The 2,662-nt window shown below is 45.9% G+C and carries 2 protein-coding genes; one reads left to right on the top strand and one right to left on the bottom strand.

What is annotated here, in order from left to right:
* Nucleotides 1-1,519 (bottom strand): DNA translocase FtsK 4TM domain-containing protein (locus IT415_00265; protein ID MCC7543136.1); only part of this gene is annotated, 1,519 nt, incomplete at its 3' end.
* A 165-nt stretch (nucleotides 1,520-1,684) separates the two neighbouring features.
* Between IT415_00265 and IT415_00260 the strand changes: the two genes are divergently transcribed.
* Nucleotides 1,685-2,662, top strand: a 978-nt coding sequence (locus IT415_00260; protein MCC7543135.1) for an ABC transporter ATP-binding protein, incomplete at its 3' end; no start/stop codon positions are given.

Here is a 2,662-nt window from a genome sequence, read left to right as displayed (position 1 = left end):
GAGCAATGCGCACGATAAGCGCCTCAACGTCCTTACCGGCTACCGCCATGAGGTCTGAAAACTCATCTAATACAATCACAATGTATGGCATCGGCTCGACGTCTTTTTGTGCGTTATATTCGCCGATATTTCGCTTCGTCCTATCCGCAAGCAGCTTCAGGCGTCGATCCATCTCACTCACTGCCCACTTGAGAGCTGAAATGGTCTTGTCAGGCTCATAAATCACTGGCGTAAGCAGATGCGGGATGTCATTATAGAGTGTCATCTCAACCCGCTTTGGATCGACCAAGATGAGCCTAAGTTCTGCTGGAGAGTTGCGATATAAGAAGGAGGTCAGTAGTGTATTGATCATGACTGACTTACCGGAGCCAGTCGTACCGGCGACGAGAAGGTGCGGCATACTCGCCAAGTCAGCCGTAAGGATATCGCCTGCTACGTCACGACCGAGCACAAATTCCAGCTTGCTGGGCTTAGATTGCATATCTTTGCTTTCCATGATGTCACGCAATCGTACTTGAGCTGCTTTTTCATTTGGCACTTCGATGCCTACTAGGTCTGTCCCGGGAATCGGTGCTTCGAGGCGTACTTGAGGAGCTTTCAGCGCCAACGCTAAGTTGCGATCCAGTGCCGTGATTTTATTCAACTTCACACCTGTAGAAGGGCGCATAGTATACTGCGCTACCGTCGGACCAACATTGACACCGACCATCTTTACATCGATACCAAACTCCTTGAAGGTCGTACCGATAACACCGGCTTTTTCTTTTTCATTGCCAGCATCAGCCTTCGTCGACATCCCCTTTAAGAGATCAAGTGGTGGATACTTCCAGTTCTTATCAAGTGTGGCAGTCACGGCACGAGCTGGCTGCTTCGGCTTATTATCATCCTCACCCCCGACCGTACCGCGAAATGGTAGCTTCGTACTCACTGTAAAGCCTGGTTGTTTCACCTCCAGTTCAGGTTCGCCATCGAGCTTCTTGCGACGCAGCTTACGCCAAAGCTCGACCAGCCGCACATTTGTAGCAATAATGACCGTAATGAGTTCGAGGAGAACGAGCACAAAAAGTGCAACCGGCTGAGTCAGCAATGGATTTAAGAGCATCCACAAGCCGTAGCCGATAAAACCTCCTTGAGTCGACAACTCTGAGAGTTCCGACCCGCTGCCAGCCAGAGCAAACTGCACGATACCGGCAAGTAATATAAAGAACACAACCAGCCCAAAATAATTATTTGCCTTAAGCTCATACTTACTTACACGGAAGAGTGCGTACGCCAAGAAGATCAAAGCAAACGGTAGTGGATACACCGCCTGCCCGATGAGGGTCTTTAGGAGTGCAACAAGGTTTATACCCAACGAACCTGCGCCATTGAAGAACGCAATAATAATTAAAGTCGCCACACCGAGGACGAAGATTGCCGCGATGTCTTGCTTGGCAGCCTTCGAGAGCAGTGGATCTTTTTCGACAGTTGGCTTGCGGGCTGCTCGAGGCCGCGCTGATTTACGTGTTCGCTTTGCCATATCCTTTGTAATCGTATTATGCCTGGTTTTCTGCTTCTGTGCCAGATGAATTGACTGATTTCAGGCTCATATGCTCACCCTTAACTGAACATAACCATTATAGCACAACTGGACAATAAAATAAAGACTTGTCAAATATAATCGCTACAAGTCATACTGAGCATTATGAAGAATCTCTTAAAGCTCTCTGGTTCTCTCAAGGGAATTTATCCTCGACTATTCCTCATTGCAGTATTTTCATTGTTATTTGCTGCAATCAATTCTCTCTGGCCAATATTTACTAAATGGATAGTAGATACGGGGCCTTCGTTCGTCACCGGTAAGACTATTCAACAAGTTATACCAACCATTGGACTTATATTTGTTACCTTATCATTACTTGCATTCTTGATGAGCCTCTTCGATGGACTGAGTTGGTGGCTCACCGACAAAACTTATAATCTAGCAAATGATCGATTATTCCGTGTTATTTTTCTCCGCTCACAGCAGCTATCTCATCATTACTATGAGGCCAACTCTTCAGGCAAAATACAAGAAAAAATAAATGCTGGGATCAACGGTCTATTAAGCTGGATCATGATGGTCTCACAAAACCTGTTAGATCCCGGCGGGGTTATTCTTTTTTCGCTTGCCATCATTACATGGACTAGCCCAGCTACAGGCTTATTAGTGTTGATAAGTTTGGTGTTTTATGTCTGGGACTTTCGTATTGCAAATTTCAAAGCCAAGCAGCCCAGAAAAGATGTTCGGCGCGCAGACGAAAAACGCTATGGATTGATCTCGGAAGGATTTTCACATTACGCAACTATCCGGAGCCTCTCTGCAGAATCAACAATAAGAAACCGTATCTTTCGCCAGTCACATACAGTTTTAGAGCTAAATAACAAACTTACGAATATTTGGAGCTGGTCAATCAGTCGCAGACTCTTTGTTTCCCGCCTTGTAGCCTTCGCGGCCATATGTATGCAGCTATTTGAGCTCTGGCAAGGTCGTGCAACCACAGGAGATATCGTGATGATAATGCTCTATATCAACCAAATAAATGGGAATATTCTATTCTTCAGCCGATTTCTGATTGCTACCGCTGAAAATGAGACAAAGGCTGAGCGCTTGTTAAGCTTTCTAGAAAACACCCCAATTATT

The organism is bacterium (genome assembly GCA_020854115.1).
Classification (GTDB): domain Bacteria; phylum Patescibacteriota; class Saccharimonadia; order CAILAD01.
The sequence above is the reverse complement of the archived record's forward strand: the minus strand, read 5'-3'. Positions and strand labels throughout refer to the sequence as shown.